At 62.3% G+C, this 18,178-nt stretch carries 14 protein-coding genes and 1 pseudogene; all 15 read left to right on the forward strand.

Going from position 1 to position 18,178, the window contains the following annotated elements; all coding sequences use genetic code 11:
* Positions 1 to 16: 16 nt before the first annotated feature.
* The 15 genes and pseudogenes from RPMA_RS05360 (at position 17) to RPMA_RS05430 (ending at position 18,110) form a co-directional block, all read left to right on the forward strand.
* Positions 17 to 3,162 (forward strand): annotated as a pseudogene (locus RPMA_RS05360) (efflux RND transporter permease subunit).
* An 18-nt stretch (positions 3,163 to 3,180) separates the two neighbouring features.
* Positions 3,181 to 3,783, forward strand: coding sequence for a TetR/AcrR family transcriptional regulator (locus RPMA_RS05365; protein ID WP_211911866.1), 603 nt, complete (start codon positions 3,181 to 3,183; stop codon positions 3,781 to 3,783).
* A gap of 34 nt (positions 3,784 to 3,817) precedes the next feature.
* On the forward strand, positions 3,818 to 4,441 hold the full coding sequence (locus RPMA_RS05370) for a flavin reductase family protein (RefSeq protein WP_211911867.1): 624 nt from the start codon (positions 3,818 to 3,820) through the stop codon (positions 4,439 to 4,441).
* Between the two features lie 337 nt (positions 4,442 to 4,778).
* A complete protein-coding gene (locus RPMA_RS05375; RefSeq protein ID WP_211911868.1) occupies positions 4,779 to 7,055 on the forward strand; it encodes an acyl-CoA dehydrogenase in 2,277 nt (758 codons plus the stop codon).
* The gene (locus tag RPMA_RS05380; protein WP_211911869.1) at positions 7,055 to 8,338 is read left to right on the forward strand and encodes an acetyl-CoA C-acetyltransferase; all 1,284 of its coding nucleotides are present in this window, start codon (positions 7,055 to 7,057) and stop codon (positions 8,336 to 8,338) included. The genes RPMA_RS05375 and RPMA_RS05380 overlap by 1 nt, the downstream gene beginning before the upstream one ends.
* Before the next feature lie 8 nt (positions 8,339 to 8,346).
* Positions 8,347 to 10,443: a 3-hydroxyacyl-CoA dehydrogenase NAD-binding domain-containing protein gene (locus RPMA_RS05385; RefSeq protein WP_211911870.1), complete on the forward strand. Its 2,097-nt coding sequence runs from the start codon at positions 8,347 to 8,349 to the stop codon at positions 10,441 to 10,443.
* 21 nt (positions 10,444 to 10,464) lie between these two features.
* Complete coding sequence (locus RPMA_RS05390) at positions 10,465 to 10,746, forward strand: hypothetical protein (protein WP_211911871.1); 282 nt, start codon at positions 10,465 to 10,467, stop codon at positions 10,744 to 10,746.
* A 55-nt stretch (positions 10,747 to 10,801) separates the two neighbouring features.
* Entirely contained in the window at positions 10,802 to 11,233 is a 432-nt protein-coding gene (locus tag RPMA_RS05395; protein ID WP_211911872.1) for an acyl-CoA thioesterase, read from the forward strand.
* Between the two features lie 85 nt (positions 11,234 to 11,318).
* On the forward strand, positions 11,319 to 11,516 hold the full coding sequence (locus RPMA_RS05400; protein WP_211911873.1) for a hypothetical protein: 198 nt from the start codon (positions 11,319 to 11,321) through the stop codon (positions 11,514 to 11,516).
* A gap of 103 nt (positions 11,517 to 11,619) precedes the next feature.
* Positions 11,620 to 12,366: a DeoR/GlpR family DNA-binding transcription regulator gene (locus tag RPMA_RS05405; RefSeq protein WP_408056507.1), complete on the forward strand. Its 747-nt coding sequence runs from the start codon at positions 11,620 to 11,622 to the stop codon at positions 12,364 to 12,366.
* Positions 12,367 to 12,698: 332 nt separating this feature from the next.
* Positions 12,699 to 14,234 (forward strand): glycerol-3-phosphate dehydrogenase, encoded by a 1,536-nt coding sequence (gene glpD / locus RPMA_RS05410; protein ID WP_211911874.1) that lies wholly within the window; start codon positions 12,699 to 12,701, stop codon positions 14,232 to 14,234.
* On the forward strand, positions 14,231 to 15,307 hold the full coding sequence (locus RPMA_RS05415; RefSeq protein WP_211911875.1) for an ABC transporter ATP-binding protein: 1,077 nt from the start codon (positions 14,231 to 14,233) through the stop codon (positions 15,305 to 15,307). The genes glpD and RPMA_RS05415 overlap by 4 nt, the downstream gene beginning before the upstream one ends.
* 9 nt (positions 15,308 to 15,316) lie before the next feature.
* Positions 15,317 to 16,402, forward strand: a complete 1,086-nt coding sequence (locus RPMA_RS05420) for an ABC transporter ATP-binding protein (protein WP_211911876.1) — start codon at positions 15,317 to 15,319, stop codon at positions 16,400 to 16,402.
* The gene (locus RPMA_RS05425) at positions 16,402 to 17,304 is read left to right on the forward strand and encodes a carbohydrate ABC transporter permease (RefSeq protein ID WP_211911877.1); all 903 of its coding nucleotides are present in this window, start codon (positions 16,402 to 16,404) and stop codon (positions 17,302 to 17,304) included. The genes RPMA_RS05420 and RPMA_RS05425 overlap by 1 nt, the downstream gene beginning before the upstream one ends.
* On the forward strand, positions 17,301 to 18,110 hold the full coding sequence (locus tag RPMA_RS05430) for a carbohydrate ABC transporter permease (protein WP_211911878.1): 810 nt from the start codon (positions 17,301 to 17,303) through the stop codon (positions 18,108 to 18,110). The genes RPMA_RS05425 and RPMA_RS05430 overlap by 4 nt, the downstream gene beginning before the upstream one ends.
* The last annotated feature ends 68 nt before the right edge of the window (positions 18,111 to 18,178 follow it).

An 18,178-nucleotide genomic window follows, 5' to 3' on the forward strand; every position in this document is an offset into this window, starting at 1 on the left:
ATCAAGGACGAAGCCGATGCATCGCTTCAACCTCTCGGCCTGGGCCGTCGCGCATCCGACGCTGATCCTGTTCATGATCATCGCGCTCGGTTTTGCCGGCTTCTTCTCTTACGAAAAGCTCGGCCGCGCCGAGGATCCGTTCTTCACGGTGAAGGTCGTGAACGTCACGGCGATCTGGCCGGGCGCGACTGCCAAGGAAATGCAGGAACAGGTCGCCGATCCCATCGAGAAGAAGATGCAGGAACTGCCCTATTTCGACAAGGTGCAGACCTACTCGAAGCCGAACTTCACCGCGCTGCAGGTCTCCTTCAAGGACAACGCGCCGCCGAAGGATGTGCCGTATCTCTTCTATCTCCTGCGCAAGAAGCTCGCCGACGTGCAGGGCAGCCTGCCCACGGGCCTGATCGGCCCGACCGTCAATGACGAATTCAGCGATGTCGATTCCATCCTCTATATGATGACTGGCGAGGGCGCTGACTACGCGCAGATGAAGAAGGTCGCCGAAGGTTTGCGCCAGCGCCTCCTGAAGGTCGATGGCGTCACCAAGGTCAATCTTTACGGCACCCAGGACGAGCGCATCTTCGTCGAGTTCTCGCATGCGAAGCTCGCGACCCTCGGCATCACGCCACAGGCACTGTTCGATTCCCTCGCCAAGCAGAATGCCATCACGCCCGCCGGCACCGTCGAGACCAATTCCCAGCGCGTGCCGCTGCGCGTCACCGGCGCGCTGGATGGCGTGCAGGCAGTGGCCTCGACACCGGTGGAAAGCAATGGCCGCACCTTCCGTCTCGGCGATATCGCCGATGTCAGCCATGGTTTCGTCGATCCGCCGGACTTCAAGATCCAGCAGAAGGGCAAGCCCGCGATAGGCATCGGCGTCGTCACCGCCAAGGGCGCCAATATTCTCGAACTCGGTGAGAACGTGAAGAAGGCCGCCAATAGCTTTATGGCCGCCGTGCCTCAGGGCATCGAGATCGAGCAGATCGCCGATCAGCCGCATGTGGTCGAGGAAGCGGTCGGTGAATTCACGCGCTCCTTCGTCGAGGCGCTGGCCATCGTGTTGTTCGTGAGCTTCTTGGCACTCGGCTGGCGCACCGGCATCGTCGTGGCGCTGTCGGTGCCGCTGGTGCTCGGCATCGTCTTCATAGTGATGAATGCCATCTCGCTCGACCTGCACCGCATTTCGCTCGGCGCGCTGATCATCTCGCTCGGCCTGCTCGTCGATGACGCCATCATCGCGGTGGAGATGATGGTGGTGAAGATGGAGCAAGGCTGGGACCGTGTTCGCGCGGCGTCCTTTGCCTGGGAATCCACCGCATTTCCGATGCTCACCGGCACGCTGGTGACGGCCGCCGGCTTCCTGCCCATCGGTTTTGCCAATTCGGCGGTCGGCGAATATGCCGGCAGCATTTTCTGGGTTGTCGCCATCGCGCTGGTGGCGTCGTGGTTCGTGGCGGTGATCTTCACGCCCTATATCGGCGTCAAACTGTTGCCGAACCTCAAGGCGCATGGCGATGCGAACCACGATCCGCACGCGATTTACGAGACGCGCATCTATCGCATCCTGCGCAGCTTGGTGCAGTGGTGCGTCAATCACCGCATCAAGGTGGTCGTCGCCACCGTCGGAATCTTCTTTGCCTCGGTCGTCGGCTTCGGCCAGGTGCAGCAGCAGTTCTTCCCGCTGTCGGAGCGTCCTGAGTTGTTCTTCCAGCTGCGCCTGCCGGAAGGCACGGCCTTCGAGGTGACGAAGAAGTCGGTTGAGAAAGCTGAGACGCTGCTGAAGGATGACAAGGACATCGCCACCTATACGTCCTATGTCGGCCGCGGCTCGCCGCGCTTCTGGCTCGGCCTCAATCCGCAGCTCCCGAATGAAGCTTTCGCGGAAATCGTGATCGTCTCGAAGAATGTCGAGGCGCGCGAGCGGATCAAGACCAAGATTGAAAAGGCCGTCGCCGATGGCCAGCTCAGCGAAGCGCGTGTGCGCGTCGATCGTTTCAATTTCGGCCCGCCGGTCGGCTTCCCCGTCCAGTTCCGCGTCGTCGGACCTGATACCGCGAAGGTGCGCGACATCGCCTACAAGGTCCGCGACGTCATGCGCGCTAACCCGAACATCACGGAAGCGCAGCTCGACTGGAACGAGCAGTCGCCTTTCCTCAAGCTTGTCGTTGATCAGGATCGTGCCCGCGCGCTCGGCCTGACGCCACAGGACGTCTCACAGTCGCTGGCACTGCTGATCTCCGGCACCACGGTCACCACCATCCGTGATGGCATCGAGAAGGTCGGCGTGGTCGCCCGCGCGGTGCCTTCCGAGCGTCTCGATCTCGGCAAGGTGGGCGATCTCACCATCATCTCGCGCAATGGCGTGGCCGTGCCGCTCTCGCAGGTGGCGAATATCGAATATTCGCATGAGGAGCCGATTCTCTGGCGCCGTAACCGCGACATGGCCATCACCGTGCGCAGCGATGTCGCCGATGGCGTGCAGCCCCGGATGTGACCAACCAGATCTGGCCGCAGCTGCAATCGATCCGCGACAGTCTCGAGCCTGCCTATCGCATCGAGATCGGCGGCGCCGTGGAGGAGAGCAACAAGGGCAATGCCTCTATCGCGCTACTCTTCCCGCTGATGATGATCGTGATGCTGACGCTGCTGATGATCCAGCTGCAAAGCTTTTCGCGGCTCATCCTGGTGTTCCTGACGGCCCCACTCGGCATCATCGGTGCGTCGCTGGCGCTCAATGTCTCGCGCATGCCGTTCGGCTTCGTGGCGCTGCTGGGCCTGATCGCGCTGGCCGGCATGATCATGCGCAATGCGGTGATCCTGGTCGATCAAATCGAGACCGACGTGCAGCACGGGCTGACCCGCGCCGAGGCGATCGTTGAAGCCACGGTGCGCCGTGCCCGTCCGGTGGTGCTCACCGCGCTGGCGGCGATCCTGGCCATGATCCCGCTGTCGCGTTCAGCCTTCTGGGGCCCGATGGCGGTCACCATCATGGGCGGGTTGTTCGTGGCGACCTTCCTGACGCTGCTCTATCTACCCGGCCTCTACGCGCTGTGGTTCAGAAAGAGCCTCGATGAACGCGGCCCCGGCGAGGATACCGAGCATCATGCGCCGCAGCATCCGGACAAGCAGCTCAGCTTTCCGCTTGCCGCTGCTGCCGAATAAGAAGATAGCTGGACCAAGATGACGCTCGTTTCCGATCACATCGAAGCCGACGATACCCGCACCCGCATTCTGGTGACGGCTGAAAAGCTGTTTCGCGAGCTCGGCTATCAGAAGACCACCGTCGCCGACATCGCAAAACTGCTGAAGATGTCGCCGGCCAATGTCTATCGCTTCTTCGATTCCAAAAAGTCGATCATCTCCGCCGTCGCCAAGCGGCTGATGGGGGAGGTCGAGGTGGCGGCAATAGCCATCGCAGCGACGCCGCAGCCGGCCTCCAAGCGGATGCGCGAATTGCTCGTGACGGTCCATCAGATGAACAGCGAGCGTTATGTCGGCGACGCCAAGCTGCACGAGATGGTTGCGATCGCCATGGAGGAAAGCTGGGACGTCTGCCTCGTGCATATCGAATGCGTCACCGGCCAGATCGGCCAGGTGATTGCCGACGGTGTTGCATCTGGGGAATTCGATGCGCCGGATGTACCGCTTGCCGCCTTGTGCGTCTGCACTGCGATGATCCGCTATTTCCATCCGCAGATGATCGTCGAGGCCGCCCAGAAGCCTGGGCCGACCATCGACCAGATGACCGACTTCGTCCTTGCCGGGTTGGCACCACGCCGGTAGACCTCAAAGCGCTGATCAATGAAGGGATACCCCCGTGAGCGCTTTCGAACTCCACAGCTATGAACCCCGTAACGGACATGGTCTGAAGCATGATCCCTTCAATGCGATCATCGCGCCGCGCCCGATCGGCTGGGTCTCGACCCGTGGCAAGGACGGCAGCGTCAATCTCGCGCCTTACAGCTTCTTCAACGGCTTCAATTACACACCGCCTTTGATCGGCTTCTCCAGCATCGGCATCAAGCACTCCACCCGCAATGCGCAGGAGACCGGCGAATTCGTCTGGAATCTCGCCACCGTCGATCTCGCCCAGCATATGAACGCGACGGCCGCCCATGTCGGTCGCGAGGTCGATGAATTCGAGGTCGCCGGGCTGACCAAGGTGCCCAGCACGCTGGTCAATGTCCCCCGCGTCGGCGAGGCTCGTGTTGCCTTCGAGTGCAAGGTGACCGAAATCATCGAGCTGAAGCGTGCCGACGGCCAGTCGGCCAATGCCTTCCTCACCATGGGCGAGGTGGTGGCCGTACATATCGACAAGAGCCTGATCGTGGACGGCGTGTATCGGACGGCACTGGCCAGCCCCATCGTCCGTGCCGGCCGCAAGGGCGATTATTTCACGGTCAAACACGAAGACATGTTCGAGATGACCCGGCCGGATTGAGGCAGTGTCGTCCCCGCGAAAGCGGGGACCCATACCCTCCGACGATCTGATCGAACGCTGCCGTCGTCACCCGAGCTGTCAGCCACACTGACGGTGTCTATGGGGCCCCGCCTTCGCGGGGACGACATGGCGCGCGACCACCTGCCACGCGCCCCTTCATCGCCATGATGGAACCGATGCGGTATCCTCACCGTTATCGATGGCTCAATGCTGACCAATTTCGCTTAAATTTCAATGCGAAAGCTAAGCTGAAACGAACATCGTCCCGCTAGAGCGAATGCCCTTGAGCGATCCGCTTCCGCCCGGAAGCCGGCCGCGCCGACGAAGAGGAATTCCCATGAGCTCACCCAGCCTGCGCAAGGATTATCTCACCAAGCCGATTTTCGGCTGGGCCAAGGGCGTGCTGCCGAAAATGTCGGACACCGAGCGTGAGGCCCTGGAGGCTGGCGATGTCTGGTGGGATGCCGACCTGTTCACCGGCAATCCCGATTGGGACAAGCTGCTCAAGGTCGCGCCGGCGACGCTGACCGCAGAAGAACAGGCCTTCATGACCGGGCCGGTGGATCGGCTCGTTGAGATGATCGACGACTGGAAGATCAATTGGGAGTTGCGGGACCTGCCGCCGGAAGTCTGGGACTTCATCAAGCGCGAAAAATTCTTCGGCATGATCATTCCGAAGGAATATGGCGGCCTCGGCTTCTCGCCCTTTGCCCATTCGGAAGTGGTGCGCAAGATTTCATCGCGCTCGGTGGTCGCCGCCGTCACCGTGATGGTGCCCAACTCACTCGGCCCCGGCGAACTCCTGATGAAATTCGGCACGGACGAACAGCGCCAGCGCTGGCTGCCGCGCCTCGCCGATGGCCGTGACATTCCATGCTTCGGCCTCACCAGCCCGGAAGCGGGCTCCGACGCGGCATCGATGATCGACAGCGGCGTGATCTGCAAGGGCACGTTTGAGGGCAAGGAAGTGCTCGGCCTGCGCCTCAACTGGCACAAGCGCTACATCACGCTCGGCCCCGTCGCGACGCTGATCGGCCTTGCTTTCAAGGCCTATGATCCCGACCACCTCGTTGGCGATCAGGAAGAGCTCGGCATCACCGTCGCACTGATTCCGCACGATCTCCCCGGTGTGGAGATCGGCAAGCGCCATCTGCCGTCGATGCAGGTGTTTCAGAACGGCCCGAACTGGGGCCGCGATGTTTTCATTCCGCTCGATTACATCATCGGCGGGCAGGAGCGCCTCGGGCAGGGATGGAAGATGCTGATGTCGGCGCTCGCCGCTGGCCGCGGGATCTCGCTGCCCTCGCTCTCCGCTGCCGGCGCCGCCTATGCCGCGCGCACCACCGGCGCCTATGCGCGCATCCGCGAGCAATTCAATATCTCGATCTCGAAATTCGAGGGCATCGAGGAGCCGCTCGCGCGCATCGCCGGCACCGCCTATCTGCTCGATGCCGCACGACGCCTGACATCGGCTGCACTCAATCAGGGCCATCACCCCGCAGTCATTTCCGGCATCATGAAGCTGCATGCGACAGAGCGCATGCGCCTCGTCATCGACGACGCCATGGACATCCATGCCGGCAAGGCTGTCATCGACGGCCCGCAGAATTATATGGGCAATCTCTACCGCGCGGTGCCTGTGGGCATCACGGTGGAGGGCGCCAACATCCTGACGCGCAATCTCATCGTGTTCGGGCAGGGGGCCATCCGTGCGCATCCCTATCTGCTGCAGGAGATGAATGCCCTCAGCGATCCCGACAAGAAGAAGGGCCTCGATGCCTTCGACACTGCGTTCTGGAAACATGTCGGCCACAGCGTCACCACGCTGTTCCGCGCATGGGGCCGCAGCTGGACCGGCGGCGCCTTCGCGCCCGCGCCGGATGCTGGCGATGCCACGCGGTTCTATCGCCAGCTGTCGCGCTACTCCTCGGCCTTCGCGCTTTGCGCCGATATGGCGCTGCTCACCCTTGGCGGCGCATTGAAGCGCAAGGAGATGTTGTCGGCGCGCTTCGGTGACATCCTCTCCGAGCTTTATCTGCTCTCGGCTGCATTGAAACGGTGGGAGGACGAAGGGCGCCAGCAGGACGACCTGCCAGCGCTCGAATGGTGCATGGCGACGGGCTTCAAGACCATCGAGAGCCGCTTCGCCGAAATCCTCGCCAATTTGCCTAACCGCTTCGTCGCCGCGATCCTCAAATTCGTGGTGCAGCCGTTTGGCGCGTCCGTGCTCGGCCCGTCGGATCGGGTGGTGCATCTCTGCGCCCAGATGATTCTTGAGCCTTCGGCGACGCGGGATCGGTTGACGCCGGACCTGTCGCATGTGGAGGACGATCGCGGTTTGAACAGGCTGGAAAAGGCGTTCAAGCTGGTGTCATCCACCGACGATATTGCCAAGCGCATCCGAACCGCGAAACTGAAGGACTGGAAGCAGGCCGTGGCGCAGGGCGTGATCACCCAGGCGGAGGGGGAGCGGCTGGAAGCTGCCCGCGATGCCGTGAAGCTGGTGATCGAAGTCGATGATTTCTCGCCTGAGGATCTATCGCCGCTCGCGCGCAAGTCCGATAACGTGCATCAATTCTTCCAGGACCTAGGTGAGCAACGAGCAGCATCCTGATGGCCAGACCAGTTTATATCGTCGACGGCAGCCGCACGCCGTTTCTGAAGGCGCGCAGCGGCCCCGGCCCGTTCACCCCTGTCGATCTCGCCGTGCAATGCGGTCGCCCGCTGCTAGCGCGGCAGCCTTTTGCGCCTGATGCCTTCGATCAGGTCATCCTCGGCTGCGTTAATGTCATCGCCGATGAGATGAATCCCGCCCGCGTTGCCGCGCTTCGGCTCGGCATGGGCGAGCGCATGGTGGCTTTCACCGTGCAGATCAATTGCGGCTCCGGCATGCAGTCGATCGACACCGGCTATCGTTATATCCGCGAGGGCAATGCCGACCTCATTCTGGCCGGCGGCGCTGAAGCGCTCAGCCACGCGCCACTGGTCTGGCCGCAGAACGGCGTACGCTGGTTTGCAGGCCTCGCTATGGCCAAGGGGCCGCTCGCCAAGCTTGCTGCTTTTGCCAAGGCGCGGCCCGCATTCTTCAAGCCGGTGATCGGCCTCGAGCGCGGCCTGACCGATCCCATCACAGATCTCAATATGGGCCAGACCGCCGAGAAGGTCGGATACCTGTTCGGCATAACGCGCCTGCAGGCCGATGCCTATGCCAGCGAGAGCCACAAACGCCTCGCGCGTGCGCAGGAGAACGGTTGGCTGAAGGGCGAGGTGGAAACGGCCTTCGACCGCAAGGGCAAGTTCTACGATCACGATGATGGTGTGCGGCCGGATTCGTCCGCCGATAAATTGGCGATGCTGAAGCCGGTGTTCGAGCGCCCATGGGGGCAGGTCACAGCTGGCAATTCCAGCCAGATCACCGATGGCGCTTCCTGGGTCATCCTTGCGTCCGAAGAAGCCGTGGCCAAGCATAAGCTCACGCCGAAGGCTGTCATCCTCGATAGCCAGTGGTCAGCGCTCGATCCCTCCATCATGGGCCTCGGGCCGGTGCTGTCGTCGCATGACCTGCTCAAGCGCAATAACATGACCATCCATGATATCGAGACCTGGGAGCTGAACGAGGCTTTTGCCACGCAGGTGCTAGGCTGCCTTGCCGCGTGGAAGGACGAACAGTTCTGCCGCGAAGTCCTCGGCCTCGACGGCGCGGCCGGCGAGATCGATCATGCGAAACTGAATGTCGATGGCGGCGCGATTAGTTTGGGCCATCCCGTCGGCACGTCCGGCAACCGCATCGTGTTGCATCTCGTCAATGCCATGAAGCGGCTCGGTACCCGGCGCGGCATCGCCACCGAATGTATCGGTGGCGGGCTCGGCGGTGCGATGTTGATCGAGACGGTGTGAGGCGCGTCATGGAAAGCAGAATTTTGGACGCTCTCAAGGACCGCACGCTTGAACTCGGGCCGACGCCGGATACGAGCGACACCTATCGTAATTTCAAACTCACGCGCGATGCCGATGGCGTGGCGTGGCTGCTGTTCGATCGTGCCAATGCCAGCGCCAATACGCTGTCGGAAGAGGTGCTGACGGAATTCGACATGGTGCTGACGGCGCTGGAGGCCCAGCGTCCTACCGGCATCGTGATCCGCTCAGCAAAACCCTCCGGCTTTATCGCCGGCGCCGACATCAATGAATTCCGCGGCAGCGATCCCGTTGCCATCGAGGCGCAGATCGCCCGGGCGCACGCGGTGGTCGATCGCTTCGAGGCGCTCAAGATCCCGACCGTCGCCGTCATTCACGGCTTCTGTCTTGGCGGCGGCCTCGAAATCGCGCTGGCCTGCCAGATGCGCATCGCCATCGACGGCGCGCGCTTCGGCTTCCCGGAAGTGATGCTCGGCCTGCATCCCGGCCTCGGCGGTACCGCGCGCTTCACGCATCTGGTCTCGCCGCTGCAGGCGATGCCGATGATGCTCACCGGCAAGACCATCGATGCGCGCAAGGCGAAGGCTATAGGCCTCGTCGATGCCGTCACCGAGGAACGCCATGTCCGCAATGCCGTGAAGGACGCCGTGTTCGGCCGCCTCAAGCGCGCAAAGCCCTCGCCGCTGATTCCGCTGCTGAACTTCTCGCCGGTGCGCGGCATCCTCGCCTCGCGTATGGTGGCGGAAGCCTCGAAGCAGGCGCCGCGCGAACATTATCCTGCGCCTTATGCGCTGATCGATCTCTGGGAGAAGCATGGCGGCGATCGCCCTGCGATGCTCAAGGCCGAACAGCGTTCCTTCGCCCGCCTGATGGTGACGACCACGGCGCAGAATCTGATCCGCGTCTTTTTCCTGCGGGAGGCGATGAAGAAACTCGCCGGCGCAGGCGACGGTGGCATCAAGCATGTCCATGTCATCGGCGCCGGTGCCATGGGCGGCGACATCGCCGCCTGGTGCGCGCATCAGGGCCTGCGCGTCACGCTGGCCGACATGAAGGCGGAGCCTCTGGCCGGCGCCATCAAGCGCGCTGCCGATCTCTACGCAAAGATCGTCCGCAAGCGCACCGACCAGCGCGACACGCTGGATCGCCTGATCCCTGATCTCGACGGTGAGGGCGTGCGCAATGCCGATCTCATCATCGAGGCGGTGCCGGAGAAGCTGGATCTCAAGCAGAAAGTCTACGCCGGGCTCGAACCGCGCATGAAGCCTGATGCGATCCTCGCCACCAACACGTCGAGCATTCCGCTGCAGGATCTGCGCACGTCGCTGACGCGGCCGGAGCGGCTGCTTGGCTTGCACTTCTTCAACCCGGTGTCTCGCCTGCAATTGGTCGAAGTCGTCAGCCATGATGGTGTCGATCAGGAGATGCTGAAGCGCGCCACCGCCTTTGTCGGCGCCATCGACCGGCTGCCGCTGCCGGTGAAATCGTCGCCGGGTTTTCTCGTCAATCGCGCGCTCACGCCCTACATGCTCGAAGCGATGATGCTGCTCGACGAGAAGGTCGAGAAGGAGACCATTGACGCGGCGGCTGAACAGTTCGGTATGCCGATGGGGCCGATTGAGCTTGCCGATCAGGTTGGTCTCGATATCTGCATGGCGGTTGGTGACATGCTGCGCTCAAAATTCGGCGACCTGCTGCCGCCGACGCCGGCTTGGCTGCGTGAGAAGGTCAATCGCGGCGAACTCGGCAAGAAGACCGGCAAGGGCTTTTATGTCTGGAAGGATGGCAAGGCCGAGAAGAGCTCCGCGGCTGCCGCCACTGCGCGGCCGTCGCAGGAGATGATCGATCGTCTGGTGCTGCCGATCTCCAATGTCTGTGTCGCCTGCCTCCGCGAGGGCATCGTGGACGATGCCGATGTGGTGGATGGCGCCATGATCTTCGGCACCGGCTATGCGCCGTTCCGCGGTGGTCCGCTCCACTATGCCCGCTCCCGGGGCCCCGACAATGTCGCGGCCACGCTGCGAACGCTGGCCGCGAAGTATGGCGACCGGTTTGCGCCGGACGAAGGCTGGGAAACCTTTACGTGACCGCGCCATGACGATCAGGTCATGATCGCAGTGGTCGATAGATGGATCGCGCAGCTGCGACACTTTGTGGTTCACAGCGACAGCGGCTGGGCTGCTATTTCATCGCTGGTGCTTCTGTTCCTTCCGGTGGTGGTTGCCTACTGGAAGGGCCAGGGCAATATCCGTTTCGGTGCCCTGCCGCTCACGCTATTGGCGCTGGTGTTCATGATCACGACGCTTGATGTCCGCAGTGCCCTGTTCCTCTGGTTTCTGGCGTGGCTGTGCGTCGCCCTGAGTTTCGTAAAGCTACCGCGAGCAAGATAATTTCAAGCGATGAAAACCTTTGCTTTTCTGACTCAAATTCCGGCAGGGACTGCCTATGACTGAATCAACGAACCAGCCAGCTACGGGTCTCGGGACCGAGCCGACAGGCGATCTCACCATCCGTACGGTGGCGATGCCGGCGGACACCAATGCCAATGGCGATATTTTCGGCGGCTGGCTGCTCAGCCAGATGGATCTCGGCGGCGGCATGGCGGCTGCCAAGATCGCCAAGACGCGCACCGTCACCGTGGCCATCGAGGCGATGACATTTCGCAAGGCCGTACATGTGGGCGATGTCGTTTCCGTGCACGCAAATCTGGTGCGGATGGGCCGTACGTCACTGACGCTGCATATCGAGGCCTGGGTGCTTCGCCGCAATGAAAGCGCGCCGATCCTGGTCACCGACGGCAATTTCACCTTCGTGTCCATCGACGACAATGGCCGTCCGCAGGTGATCAAGAAGCCGGATGCGACAATCACGGCATAAGAATTCTAAATCGCAGCGGGAACGAAATACCCCCGTCCTCGTTAGTGGCCCGGAATATGCAATGCGTATCGCGAAAGGGGCCGCCATGTCAGACACTTATATTATCGAAGTCTCGTCGCAGGCAGCCGGCATCGTGGTTCGCGATCCCGGCGGTTTCCGCTTTTTCGCCGCCTCCCATCGCTTCAACGCGATGGACGGCCAGCTCTTCCGCAACGCCCGCGAGGCCGAGCGGGCAGCGTTTCAGTTCGCGCAAGGCACGCAGGAAGCTGCCACCGCCGCATAAGGCATGACGTCTCAACAACATTGCCGTCTGCGCTGCAGGCGGAGGATGCGTTGACGCGCCGGCCCAACATCAGCACCATGGAATCGCTCCAAGAGGTGTTGATGTGACGTCCGGTCTTTCCCATCGCCAATCCGAGATTCTCAATCATGCGCGGGCCTTTGGCCGCGTCATGGTGGATGATCTCGTGCGCCGGTTCGAAGTCTCGGCCCAGACCATCCGCAAGGACCTCAACGATCTCTGCGACCAGCGCCTGCTGACGCGCATCCATGGCGGCGCCATCGTGGCGTCCGGCACGGAAAACCTCGCTTATGAAGCCCGTCGCTTTGTTGCCGCCGAAGAAAAGAAGGCGATCGGCGCAGCTGCAGCGGCCGAAATTCCCAACGGCTCGTCCCTGTTCATCAATATCGGCACGACGACCGAAGAGGTCGCGGCCGCGCTGACCGGTCACGAAAACCTCCTGGTCATCACCAACAATCTCAACGTGGCGATGATGCTGTACCGGCACCCGCATATCGAAGTGGTGGTCGCCGGCGGCAGCGTGCGCCGTGCCGATGGCGCGGTGACGGGGTCCACGGCCATCAAGCTGATCGGCCAGTTCAAAGTCGATTACGCCATCATCGGCGCTTCCGCGATCGACGAGGAGGGCGCCTTGCTCGATTTCGACTATCGCGAGGTGCAGGCGGCCCAGGCGATCATCGCCAATGCCCGCAGCATCATGCTGGTCTGCGACTCAACCAAGCTGCGCCGAAGCGCAGCGGTGCGCATCGCCCATCTCAGCCAGATCCACACGTTCGTCACCGACACCGCGCTGCCGCCGGCTTTGCAGGAGATTTGCAACAGCCGGGGGTGAAGGTGATCGAGGCGTTGCCGGGGGCCGAGGATGAGGCGGAAGAGGTGTAGCTTCCACTGTCGTTGCCCGGCTTGACCGGGCAACTCAGTAAACGCCGCCGTCTCAGTACGATCCCAGAAGCCAGTGTCTACTGGATCCCCCGCTTTCGCGGGGATGACAATCCGTACGTGGAGCTGGGCCAATGGCCGATATTTAGGCGCTTGAACCCCTCAAAACTCCCATTGCTTTCGCTTTGACTTGTGCTTTACTCCAATTCGAAAGCCAAATCGCTGAAAGCGAAGGTGGCGCGTCCAATTGAGGCGCCAAACGTTTGGCGCAAAAGGGGAAGCCGGGTGGGTCAGATCTACGACCTCGCAATCATTGGTGGTGGTGTGAACGGTTGCGGAATTGCCCGCGACGCGGTCGGCCGCGGCAATTCGGTGTTTCTCTGCGAGATGAATGATCTGGCGTCGGGCACCTCGTCCTGGTCCACCAAGCTGATCCATGGCGGCCTGCGCTATCTCGAATATTACGACTTCAAGCTGGTTCGGCACGCGCTGCTGGAGCGCGAGGTGTTGTGGGCGATCGCCCCGCACATCATCCGCCCGCTGCGCTTCGTGCTGCCGCATCACGCCGGGTTGCGGCCGGCCTGGCTGCTGCGTCTTGGCCTGTTCCTTTACGACCATATCGGCGGCCGCAAGCTGTTGCCGGTAACCCGCACGCTCGATCTCACGCGCGACGAGACGGGCAAGCCGCTGACGCCCGGGCGGTTCACGCGCGGCTTCGAGTATTCCGATTGCTCGGTTGATGACGCGCGCTTGGTGGTGCTCACCGCGCGTGATGCCGCCGATCGCGGCGCCGACATCCGCACCCGCAGCCGCGCCGTGGAGATCCGCCAGGCCGACGGCATCTGGCAGGTCACCGTCGAGAATGTGCTGACCCATGCGCGCGAGACGATCGGCGCACGCACGCTGGTCAATGCCGGCGGACCGTGGGTCGAGAACGTGCTGGCCGCCGGCGCTGGCGTGAATGCGAAAGCGAAAGTGCGGCTCGTGCAGGGCTCGCACATCGTCGTGCCGAAGCTGTATGCGCATGACCGTGCCTATATCTTCCAGAATGCGGATGGCCGCATCGTTTTCGCGATCCCGTATCAGAACGACTTCACGCTGATCGGCACCACCGATGTCGACTATCACGGCGATCCCGGCAACGTGAAAATCACGCCGGACGAAATCGCCTATCTCTGCAGCTCGGTCAGCGAATATTTCGCCAAGCCCGTGCTGGCCGATGATGTGGTGTGGACCTATTCGGGCGTACGGCCGCTCTATGACGACGGCGCCAGCGACGCCAAGGCGGCAACGCGGGACTATGTGTTCGAGCTCGATCTGCCCAATGGGGTGCCGCTGCTGTCGATCTATGGCGGCAAGATCACAACCTATCGCCGCCTCGCCGAAGAAGCGCTGGAAAAGCTCGGGCCGTATCTGAAAGGCACCAAGGCGAAAGAGGGCTGGACCGCGCATGCGCCGCTGCCGGGCGGGGACTTCGATGTCTCGTCGGTGGAAGCACTGACCGCCGAGGTCCAACGCGACTATCCGTTCCTGACGCCGGCGCATGCCAGCCGTCTCGTGCACGCTTATGGCACCCGCACAAGCAAGCTTCTCGCAAACGCGAAATCCGCCGCCGACCTCGGTCGCGACTTCGGTGCCACATTGACCGAGCGCGAGGTGCGCTATCTGATGGCCCATGAATGGGCCGTGAGTGCCGAGGACATTGTCTGGCGGCGCTCGAAACTCGGCCTGCGATTGTCAGGGGAGGAGATCGTGGCGCTCGATGCGTGGCTCTCTGCTCATCGTGATGATGCGTCCGCTCAGGCGGAGGCGCGCGCATGAGCGTCACCCTCGATCACGTCTCGCAGATGGTGGATGGCATCACGACCATCCGCGATGTGTCGCTGACACTTGAGCGCGGCAGCCTCAGCGTGCTGCTCGGTCCGACGCTGGCCGGCAAGACCTCGATCATGCGTTTGCTCGCCGGTCTCGACAAGCCCGCGCAAGGCCGCGTGTTGGTGGATGGCAAGGACGTCACCGGCATCGACATCCGCAAGCGCTCGGTGGCGATGGTCTATCAGCAATTCATCAACTACCCCTCTTTCACGGTCTATGAGAACATCGCCTCGCCGCTGCGCGTGCAGGGCAAGCCCAAGGCGGAGATCGAGACCCGCGTGCGCGAGGCCGCGGCGCTGCTCAAGCTCGAGCCCTATCTCAACCGCACGCCGTTGCAGCTCTCCGGCGGCCAGCAGCAGCGCACCGCCATCGCCCGCGCGCTGGTGAAGGGCGCCGATCTCGTGCTGCTCGACGAGCCGCTGGCGAATCTCGATTACAAGCTCCGCGAGGAGCTGCGCACAGAGCTGCCAAAGATCTTCGAGGCCTCCGGCGCGATCTTCGTCTATGCGACCACGGAGCCGTCCGAAGCATTGCTGCTCGGCGGCCGCACCGCCTGCCTGTGGGAAGGCGAGGTGCTGCAATTCGGCGAGACGCCAAAGGTCTATCGCAAGCCGGATACGCTGAAAGTCGCCGAGGTGTTTTCCGATCCGCCGCTGAATTCGGTGGGCATCGAAAAGCGCGGCGACAGCGTGCAATATGCCGGCGGCGTGAGCGCGCCGGCTGATGGCCTCTATGCGTCGCTGCCGGATGGCAGCTATCGCATCGGTTTCCGCGCCCATCAACTTGGCGTCGGTAATGCCACTGCCGGGCACCACGTCTTTCCTGCCGAGGTGACGGTGACCGAAATCACCGGCTCGGAAAGTTTTGTCCATGTGAAGCACGGCTCCTCCGATTGGGTCTCGGTGCTGCAGGGTATCCGCGAGTTCGTGCCCGGCGACCGGCTCGATGCCATCATCGATCCCGCCAACATTTTTGTGTTCGACAGCAGCGACCGGTTGGTCGCGGCACCGGCGATGTAGGAGCAAAGCATGGCCCGCATCGATCTCGTCGATCTCGCACAATCCTACAGCGGCAACGATGCCGATCCGGAATCGTTCGCGCTGAAGCCGATCTCCATGACCTGGCGGCAGGGTGGCGCCTATGCGCTGCTGGGGCCATCGGGGTGCGGCAAGACCACGCTGCTCAACATGATCTCCGGCATCGTCACGCCGACCCGCGGCCAGATCCTGTTCGACGGCAAAGATGTCACTCCGCTGCCGACCCAGAAGCGCAACATAGCGCAGGTGTTCCAGTTTCCGGTGATCTACGACACCATGACCGTGGGCGAGAATCTCGCTTTCCCGCTCAAGAATCGCGGCATGCCGAAGCCGCAGATCGATGCCCGTGTCGCCGAGATCGGCGAACTGCTTGATCTCACGCCCTATCTGAACCGCAAGGCGACGCGGCTGACGCCCGATGCCAAGCAAAAGATCTCGCTCGGCCGCGGCCTCGTCCGCTCCGACGTCGCCGCCGTGCTGTTCGACGAACCGCTGACGGTGATCGATCCCGCGCTGAAATGGGAGCTTCGCTCAAAACTGAAGGCGCTGCATCGCGCGCTCGATCTCACCATGATCTATGTGACCCATGACCAGACCGAAGCGCTGACCTTCGCCGACACGGTGGTGGTGATGCATGATGGCCGCGTCGTCCAGTCCGGCACGCCGCAGGAGCTGTTCGACAAGCCCGCGCATACGTTTGTCGGCTATTTCATCGGCTCGCCCGGCATGAATATCGTGCCGGCTGAGGTGAGCGGCCGACAGGCGCGCATCGGCGGTCATGTCATTGGCCTCGTCAGTAGCTATGACGCGCTGCCATCAGGCGCGAAGATCGAAATCGGCATCCGTCCTGAATTCGTCCATGTCGCGACGCCGGCGAACGATCTGCTCACCGCGCAGGTCGAGCGCATCGACGATCTTGGCCGCATCCGCTTCGCCCGCGTCCGCATCGGCGGCGTGAAATTCGCCGCGCGCGTGCCGGATGGCTTCTCTGTGCCGAGCGACGAGGTCGGACTGGTATTCGATCCGGCGCGGGTCCACGTCTATGCGGACAGCGGCCTTGTGGAAGGGGCGCAGTGATGGACAAGACGCTCAACAACAAGGCCTGGTTCCTCGTCCTGCCGGTGTTCCTCATCGTCGCCTTCTCGGCGGTGCTGCCGCTGATGACGGTGGTGAATTATTCAGTGCAGGACACGTTCGGCAACAACCAGTTCTTCTGGAACGGCGTCGGCTGGTTCAAGGAACTGCTCGATCCCTCCAGCGATCTCGGCGGGCGTTTCCTCGCATCGCTCGGCCGTAACTTGCTTTTCTCCGCGATCATCCTTGCGATCGAAGTCCCGCTCGGTATCGTGGTCGCGCTGTCGATGCCACGCGATGGCTGGCGCGTTGCCGCCTGCCTCGTCATCCTCGCACTGCCGCTCTTGATTCCATGGAACGTGGTCGGCACGATCTGGCAGATTTTTGGCCGCCCCGATATCGGCCTGCTCGGATACACGCTAAACTCGCTCGGCTTCGACTATAATTACGTCTCCAACGAATTCGATGCTTGGGCCACGGTCATCGTGATGGATGTCTGGCACTGGACCAGCCTCGTCGCGCTGCTGTGTTACGCCGGCCTGAAATCGATTCCCGATGCCTATTACCAGGCAGCGCACATCGACGGCGCCTCGCGCTGGGCCGTGTTCCGCGCCATCCAGCTGCCGAAGCTCAACCGCGTGCTGCTGATAGGCGTGCTGCTGCGCTTCATGGACAGCTTCATGATCTATACCGAGCCCTTCGTCGTCACCGGCGGCGGGCCCGGCAACTCGACCACATTCGTCTCCATCGAACTCGTCAAGATCGCGCTCGGTCAGTTCGATCTCGGCAAGGCCGCGGCGCTGTCGCTGGTCTATAACATCATCGTGCTGATCGTCTGCTGGGTGTTCTACACCGTGATGACCAATGCCGGCGCCGATCGCAGCAAGACGGAGGGCGCGGCATGAACAATTCCATCCCCGGCCGCCGCATCATCCTGACGCTGTTCTTGATCTTCCTGCTGCTGCCGATCTACTGGCTCGTCAATATGAGCTTCAAGGAGAATGGCGAGATTGTCTCGACCATGACCCTATGGCCGCATAAGCCGACGCTGGACAATTACATTCGGATCTTCACCGATGAGAGCTGGTATTCCGGCTACATCAATTCGCTGAAATACGTGGTCATCAACACCGTGCTGTCGATCTCGTTCGCGCTGCCGGCGGCCTATGCGTTCTCGCGCTATCGCTTCCTCGGCGACAAGCATCTGTTCTTCTGGCTGCTGTCGAACCGCATGGCGCCGCCCGCGGTGTTTGCGTTGCCGTTCTTCAATCTCTATTCCGCCGTCGGCCTGTTCGACACGCCATGGGCCGTGGCGCTGGCGCATTGCCTGTTCAATGTTCCGCTCGCCGTCTGGATCCTCGAAGGCTTTGTCTCGGGCGTGCCGCGCGAGATCGACGAAACCGCGTTCCTCGATGGCTATTCGTTTCCAAAATTCTTCGTGAAAATCCTGATGCCGCTGATTGCTTCGGGCATCGGCGTCGCCGCCTTCTTCTGTTTCATGTTCTCCTGGGTCGAGCTGTTGCTCGCGCGCACGCTGACCTCGGTGAATGCCAAGCCGATCTCGGCGATCATGACGCGCACGGTGTCGGCCTCGGGCATGGATTGGGGCCTGCTGGCGGCTGCCGGCGTGCTGACGATCATTCCCGGCGCGCTCGTCATCTGGTTCGTCCGCAATTACATCGCGCGCGGCTTCGCGCTGGGGCGGGTGTGATGGTCAAGCGCAAACCTTTCACCCGTCATTGCGAGCGAAGCGAAGCAATCCGGTCTTTGCTTGTAGCT

It is taken from the genome of Tardiphaga alba (assembly GCF_018279705.1).
In the GTDB taxonomy this organism is placed as follows: Bacteria; Pseudomonadota; Alphaproteobacteria; order Rhizobiales; family Xanthobacteraceae; genus Tardiphaga; species Tardiphaga alba.